This is a genomic window from Synechococcus sp. R3-13, assembly GCF_047462195.1.
Lineage (GTDB): Bacteria > Cyanobacteriota > Cyanobacteriia > Thermostichales > Thermostichaceae > Thermostichus.
On sequence record NZ_JANSIO010000179.1, the window covers coordinates 1 to 7,416 of the forward strand.

Consider the following 7,416-nt stretch of genomic DNA (forward strand, 5'->3'; position numbering starts at 1 on the left):
GGGATGCCTTCTACCTGGCCATGTTCTGGATGCTGAACACCATCGGCTGGGTCACCTTCTACTGGCACTGGAAGCACCTGGGGATCTGGAGCGGCAACACCGCCCAGTTCAATGAGAACTCCACCTACCTGATGGGCTGGCTGCGGGACTACCTCTGGGCCAACTCTGCTCAGTTGATCAACGGCTACAACCCCTATGGGATGAATAATCTGGCGGTGTGGGCCTGGATGTTCCTGTTCGGCCACCTGGTGTGGGCAACTGGGTTCATGTTCCTGATCTCCTGGCGCGGCTACTGGCAAGAGCTGATCGAGACCTTGGTGTGGGCGCATGAGCGCACTCCCTTGGCCAAGCTGATCCGCTGGAAAGACAAGCCGGTGGCCATGTCGATTGTGCAGGGTCGTCTGGTGGGTCTGGCTCACTTCACGGTGGGTTACGTGCTGACCTACGCGGCCTTTGTTATCGCCTCGACAGCCTCTCAGTCGGGGTAGCAAGCCCATAACCTGCTGAATAGGGATCCCTCGGCTGGTCCAGGGATCCCTTTTTTGTGGGTTGGTAGAGTGGTGATATGAAGTTTAGGGTCTGATGAGTTTGGTCGATGACTCTAGCCGCCCGATTGGATCCCTATATCAGGCGATATACCTTTGAGGAGTTTCATCGACTGATTGAGTCTGGACAGATTGAAGAGCCCAATCAGTTGGAGCTGATTGACGGGCTCCTGGTTCAAAAGATGACGAAAGGGGAGAGGCACGCCGCCTACTGTAGCCGCCTGTACCGACTGTTGGTGGGCCTTGTGCAGGAGCAAGCTATTGTGCGCACCCAGGATCCGGTGCAACTGCCCCCCAATCACGAGCCAGAGCCCGACTTTGCCATTGTGCGCTTTCAGCAGGATGAGTACCGCTCTCGGCATCCTCAGCCCGAAGACATCTATCTCATCATCGAAGTGGCTGATTCTTCCCTTACCTATGATCGGGAAGTCAAACTCGGACTCTACGCCAAAGCCGGGATCCCCAACTACTGGATCTTGAACTTGCAAGAGAACTGCCTAGAGACGTACAGCTTGCCAACAGGGTCGGGAGCTTACCAGAAAAGAGAGGCTTACACCCCCAAGGAAAAAGTTGGGATCCCAGGGATCCGGGCTGGAGAGTTGAGTCTGGATCAGGTTTTTTCCATCGGTTAAGGCAGGGATCCCTTGCCGGCAGATCGAATCTTGGCTGGCAGGAGTATTGTGGGTGGAGAAGCGTTTGCAGAAGGATTGTTGATGAGCTACGACGCGGTGGTGATTGGGGCCGGGCATAACGGGCTGGTGAGCGCTTGCTACTTGGCCAAGGCCGGGCAAAAAGTGCTGGTGCTGGAGCGCTATCACACCGTTGGTGGTGCTGCCATTACAGAAGAAATTCACCCGGGCTTTCGCGTGTCGGTGGCTTCCTATTCCTGTAGTTTGCTGCGACCGGAGATCATTCGCGATTTGCGCCTGCCGGACTATGGCTTTGAGGTCTACGCCAAGCAACCTTCCTACTTCATGCCTTTCCCGGATGGGCAGCACCTCTTCCTGTATGCCGATAACCGCGCCAAGAGCAAGGCGGAAATTGCCAAGTTTTCCCGCAAAGATGCGGAAGCCTACGACCGCTGGGAGGAGTTTTGGGATCGGGTGAACGAGGTGGTGGAGCCAACCTTAATGCAGCCGCCGATCTCACTGGGGCAACTGGCGGATCGCTTTGCAGCTGCTGGCTATGAAGACGATTTCCGCCGCATCATGCTTCTCTCGACCACCGATCTTTTGGATGAATTCTTCGAGTCGGAGCAGGTCAAGGCGGCGATGGCTCCCCAATCTTTGATCGGCACCTCAGCCGGGCCGATGACTCCGGGTACGCCCTACATCTGGCTGGTCCATGCGGTAGGTCGGGCCATTGGCTCGCGTGGGGTCTGGGGCTATGTGCGCGGTGGGATGGGATCCATTACCCAAGCGATGGCCAAGGCAGCTCTGGACTTAGGGGTGGAGATCCGCACGTCTGCTCCAGTGGCGGAGATCTTGATGGAGAGTGGGCAGGCCGCTGGGGTTATCCTCGAATCGGGGGAAACCGTGCGGGCGCGGGCGGTTCTCTCCAATGCCCATCCCCAAATCACCTTTTTGCGACTCTGCTCCTCTTTGTCCCCAGACTTGCGTGACCGGCTAAAACGGCACTACCGCACCTCAGGCCCGGTGTACAAGCTCAATTTGGCCTTGGAAGAATTGCCTCGCTACACAGCAGCCCCTGCTGAAGTGCCCCCAGAAGTTGTCAGCTCTGCCACAGTGGATATTGCCCCCTCGGTGGCCTATCTGGAGCGGGCTTGGGATGACTGCAAGTACGGGATCCCTTCCCGGGATCCGTTTATCGAGATCTACAGCCAATCCCCCACCGACCCGACGATGGCTCCCCCAGGCAAGCACATTCTCTCCTGTTTCTGTCAGTTTGTGCCTTACCAACCCAAGGGGCGGGACTGGAACGATGGCCTACGGGAGGAATTTGCCGATCGGGTGATCGACAAAATTGCCCAATTTGCCCCCAACATTAAAAACGCCGTGATCGCGCGGCAGATGTTGTCGCCCGTGGATCTGGAGGCCCGCTTCGGCCTTGTGGGGGGCAGCATTTTTCACGGGGAAATGACGCCGGATCAAAGCTACAACCTGCGGCCCATCTCCGGCCTGGCCGACTATCGATCCCCCATCCCCGGCCTTTACCTCTGCGGTTCAGGAGCGCACCCAGGAGGCGGAGTGACCGGGATCCCTGGCCACAACTGCGCACAGGTGGTGCTCAGCGATCTACCCAAGCTCTGACCGACGAAAAGGCCAAGCCAGAGCGGATCCCTGCTCTGGGATCAAACGGGTTGCCTGGGTTACAGCCGCACCTCAGTTCCCTCAAAGAACCCACGGATGATCAAAATGGCCCCTTCTCGGCTAGGAGCATCTCCTGGTTCATCCGCCGTACCGCCTTCAACGTTGCCGGTGGGGAACTCTTGTTCCAGGAACCACTGGCCGGAAATGCGCTCAGCAGAGGTCGTTGAATCGAAGACAAGGTTCAGATTTCCTCTTTGTGTTCCCCCACCAATATCAAGCCGGTTAAACGGCCCCGCCAATTGTGCTCCGGCCAGGGTACGGAAGACGAAATCTCCTGTGGTAGGTACAATGCCTTGAAGGATAACGGGCTGAGGGTTGTCTCCTTCCACGGGCGAGCCGGGTAAGGTACCTGTAGAGCGCTCTGTGCGCAATGAGAAAAAGTAATCAAAGACTGTTGGGGCACCCGGACGATCAGGAACCGGCAATTGCGGTATCGGTGTGGGGAAAGGTCGTGGCGGCGGGCTGACCTGCACAAAGTTGAGAACTGTGCTGGTGTTGGCCGGATCAAACTCCGCTTGAACACGACCGTTCAACAGGCGGCGGATGCGAACCAACTGATTGGGCAAGATGTTCGGTCGAGTCGGATCTGGAGCAAACAGCACCGACTGCGTACCCACCTGGGCAGGACGATAGACAATCTCCGCCTGGTTGGGACGGAAGTTTAGGCGGGCAAAGAGAGCCAAGGCGTCCTCGGGAGTGCCATCGCCCGCAACCCCCCGCTGCCGCACCACAAAGCTGGCGGAGAAACTACCTGTCTGGAGAATGGCAGATACTCCTTCTGTTGGGTTCACGAAGCTTCCTGCTGGCGGGTTGCCACCTGGGCCAGGATCTTCATAGAGTACCCCCGTGGTGCGGACAATGAGAGAAGAATCTCCCTCTAGGACAACTTGGTTGCCATTCCTATTCACCAAGATTCGGCGCACGGTGAGCGTTAAAACAGTGCGGTCATCTCGGATAGTCCTGAAGGTGGTATTCACCCGAATGCGCTGGTCGTTGGGGAGGGTTGAAACTGCAACCAGCCCGGCGATATTAAATTGCGTAGATAGCCTGCCGTCATTAGGGCCGAAGGCAATAAGATTCACCAGCGGTGTGGTTCGCCCAATTTGGATGGCCAGGGTGCTGGAGCGAAGAGTTGAGTCAATCGTCAGCTCAGTGGCTGGGATCTCGTTCACAGGCAAGATGCGGGCTTCAACATTGGCGATGCGAGCTTCACCGCTGCCTTGGAGGGGGTTGGTGCGCACAGGGATACCCCGATCAAACCTCGGATTGACATAGTCCAGCCGCAGGCTGGTGGTCTCCAGCACCGAGCCGGGGGTAAAGCGATACTCCTGGGCCGAGACAAAGGCAGCCGGATCCACCTGGACGGGCCCAGGCAAGGTCGGAGACTCATTAACTTCTCCGCAGCCGCCTAGCAGCAAGACTCCACACAAAACCGCCAACGAGCGACCTTTGAAGTTCATACGGCACTTCCTCACACACCTTAAATCTGGGCAAATCCACACACAAAATGGGGAGAAGGCACCCAACCCCTAACGCTACAGGTAAGCTGGCCGCCCCTGCTCGAGGCTATGATACCCCATATCTAGGGGATGGGCCATTTCCAGAACAATTTCTTGCATTTGCTCTGCCGCTCGCTTGACAACGCTCTAGGATGCAGTAGAACTAACAGCAGGCATCCCCCTTGAAATTGTGCAGATGCATAAGACTTGAGCAAGCTCGGTGGATCCCCGCTGGACGCTGCCTAAGACATTTGATGTGGTGTGAGTGAGTGGAGATTTTTCGATGAGACGACGTTTTGGCTCAGCCCTTGGCCGTGGCGGCCTCTCTCTTTGGGCAACCTGTGCTTCGGTTGCGCTGATTACCGGCTGCAGTAGCGAGACCACCAGCGGGGTGCCGCCTCTACTGGCTTCTAGCGGTGCCACGCCTCCTCCTGTGGCCGTTGCCCCCACGATTGCCCCCAATCTCACGCCTATCACCTTTCGCCCAGGGCCGGACTTTGCCCCCATCACCCCGCCGCCGGTTCAACCCGACCTTCCGGATCCGCCTAGTCTAACTGGGGGGTTTAATCTTTCATCAGTGGGATCCGCCTTTGTAACTATCACCTTGAGCGGCTTATTTGCTCCAGGAGTGATCAGGAGCGTAGAGGTTCAGTTTTTTAACATCAGTCGCGGCACGGATATTACCAGCATCTTTTTGCCGACGGCAATTGAGCAGTTTAGAAATACGCTGATAGGCAGAGGCAATAGCTACGACGACCGAATCAACGGGATCACCCTCACCGGCGGCTTTACCTTTCCGGCTGACCCGGCTGCCTATACTGCCAATGTTGCTACAGGAGAAAGGGTTTTGGTAATCGTGGTCATTCGAGATTCATTTGGTCAAGCTCTGAGTCTGGAAGCGGACGCCCAAGCCCCCTAAGCTAGAGCTGAGTAAGGCTGTTTGGGTTTGTGCCACGAGAGAGTTGAATGGCAGGAGGATGAGGGAATGAAAACAGGAAAAGTAGCTGGGGTTTTGGCTTGCCTGTGTTTGGGCTTGCTAACAGCTTGTCAACAAACTAAAGAGGGGAATCCAATCAGCTCGCTGCCAGGGCCAATCATCCCTGTGCAAAACCCGAATACAGAACCTGGAGGAACGGGGGTAGGGCTGCCATCCACTCCTCCGATTGGATCTGTTCCCCCAGGTCAACCCAGCCCTCTTGTGCCCCCTCCTGTGTCGGCGCCGACGATCCCGCCCCTGCCCACTCCCAATCCCTCTCCCAGCATCGTTGGCCTGCCTCCAGGCCCCCTGTCGGTTCCTGCTCCAGGGTTTAATAAGCAGTTTGTTCCTAACTCGACTACAAACGGCAACATCGTGGCTGTTGTCTTCACAATTACGAACACTGCAACTGTTCCCATAACCGGCCTCAGTTTCATCGACACTTTGCCCACAGGGTTACAAATTACGAGTCCAGCAGTTACCTCAAACACCTGCAGTGGTATGCTTACCCCTGGGACCGCGATTTCTCTCATGAACGGAAGCCTAGCAGCAGGCGCCTCCTGCGTAGTTTCTGTATTGGTCGAACAAACGACCCCCATGCCTGCGACCTACACCAATCCACCTGTTACTCTCTTGAGCAATGGCGCGCCGCCAGCGACTTCTGGTCAAGCTATGGTAACTTTCTTTTAATTAGAGTTCTTACCCTTGACCCAAGTAAAAGTGAGGCAGATGGGTCAAGCTGTGAGCATTCCTATGCTGCTCAGCAGAGCTTGGGGGGAGAGGCCAACCCTGTAGGCTGCCGCAGTTTGGCAGCCTCTCAGTCTCTGCACTCAAGAGTCAAAGGGATCCAGCTTTGCGCAAAAGATTATCTGGGATATTAAGCTGTTGTGCTGTTCAAGCCGGCTGCCCAATCCAGCAGGCGATTCACTTCTTCCGGGGTTTTGGCTTCCGAGTACAGCCGCAGCAAAGGCTCGGTGCCGCTGCCGCGAATCATCACCCAACTGCCGTCGGCGAGGGTGAATTTGTGGCCATCTTTGTCGAAATGTTTGATCACCTTCTGCCCCAAAATCTCAGCCGGGGGATCCATTTGCAGCCGTTGGAAGAGCTGGGTTTGTTGGTTTTGATCCGCGAGGTGGAGATCGCGGCGCAGGTAAACAGAGGTGAACCCTTCCCGTTCCTGCAAAGCCCGGTAGATGGTGCTGAGATCTTGGCCGGTTTCCGTAACCGCTTCGATGAGATACAGGGCCGAAAGCAGGGCATCCCGCTCGGGAATGTGGCCCAAGTAGCCGATGCCGCCCGATTCCTCTCCGCCCAACAGCACCTGGGTGCTCATCATGCGCTCGGCGATGTACTTAAAGCCCACCGGCATTTCCGTAACCGGTAGGCCATAGTGCTGTGCAACTTTAACAAACAGTTCGGAGCCGCTGATGGTTTTGACAATCTCGCCCCGCAAGCCGCGTCGCCCGGCCAGGTGGTCGATCAAGATGGGGATCAGGATCTGCGGGCTGAGGAAATGGCCTTGCCCATCGAGAGCCGCAATGCGGTCGGCATCCCCATCAAAGACCAAACCCATTTTCAAGGGGGCGGGATCCGCCGCGATGATCTGAGCAGAAGCCTGCAGGTTTTGGGGCAAGGGCTCGGGGGGAAATCCCCCAAACAAGGGATCCCGATGCGCCTGCAACTCAATGACCTTCTCCCCCAACAGACGGGTGAGGCCCCCCGCTCCTGAGCCGAACATGGCATCCACCCAAATCTTGGCCGGGGATCCTTTGAGCTTTTCCAGATCCACAAAGCGGCTGAGCTGGGCCAGGTAGCCAGGCCAGGGATCCCAGGTGTGGATGGGGGCCTTGTGGGATCCCAGAGGCTGGAGGCTTTGCAGCTCCTGCTCGATGGCGGCGGTAACTTCCGGCGGCACGGAGCCACCAAATCCTCCCTTGACCTTGAGGCCGGAATAGTGGGGGGGGTTGTGGCTGGCGGTGATCACCAAAGCGCCGTGGCAGCCCCGCTCCTTGGCACCCCAGCTAAAGGCCGGCGTTGGGGCCACACAGGTGGAGAGGTAAACTGGG

Annotated in this window: 5 protein-coding genes and 1 pseudogene; 4 read left to right on the forward strand and 2 right to left on the reverse strand. The window is 57.1% G+C overall.

Annotated elements, in window-relative coordinates; all coding sequences use genetic code 11:
- The 3 genes and pseudogenes from psaB to NW856_RS05415 all read left to right on the forward strand — a co-directional run.
- A pseudogene (gene psaB / locus NW856_RS05405) lies at positions 1–488 on the forward strand (photosystem I chlorophyll a apoprotein A2); the annotation flags it as partial.
- 107 nt (positions 489–595) lie between these two features.
- Positions 596–1,177 carry a Uma2 family endonuclease gene (locus NW856_RS05410; protein ID WP_414399441.1) on the forward strand — a complete coding sequence of 194 codons (582 nt, stop codon included), beginning with the start codon at positions 596–598 and terminating at the stop codon, positions 1,175–1,177.
- A gap of 81 nt (positions 1,178–1,258) precedes the next feature.
- Positions 1,259–2,815: a phytoene desaturase family protein gene (locus tag NW856_RS05415; protein ID WP_414399442.1), complete on the forward strand. Its 1,557-nt coding sequence runs from the start codon at positions 1,259–1,261 to the stop codon at positions 2,813–2,815.
- Positions 2,816–2,874: 59 nt separating this feature from the next.
- Here the strand turns inward: NW856_RS05415 and NW856_RS05420 are convergent, their stop codons facing one another.
- Entirely contained in the window at positions 2,875–4,251 is a 1,377-nt protein-coding gene (locus NW856_RS05420; RefSeq protein ID WP_414399443.1) for a hypothetical protein, read from the reverse strand.
- A gap of 406 nt (positions 4,252–4,657) precedes the next feature.
- Here NW856_RS05420 and NW856_RS05425 point away from each other — a divergent pair, with 406 nt between their 5' ends.
- Positions 4,658–5,293, forward strand: coding sequence for a hypothetical protein (locus NW856_RS05425; protein ID WP_414374063.1), 636 nt, complete (start codon positions 4,658–4,660; stop codon positions 5,291–5,293).
- Positions 5,294–6,227: 934 nt separating this feature from the next.
- On the opposite strand, the gene NW856_RS05430 is transcribed toward NW856_RS05425, so the two are convergent.
- A partial coding sequence (locus tag NW856_RS05430) for a phosphoglucomutase/phosphomannomutase family protein (RefSeq protein WP_414399444.1) occupies positions 6,228–7,416 on the reverse strand: 1,189 nt, incomplete at its 5' end.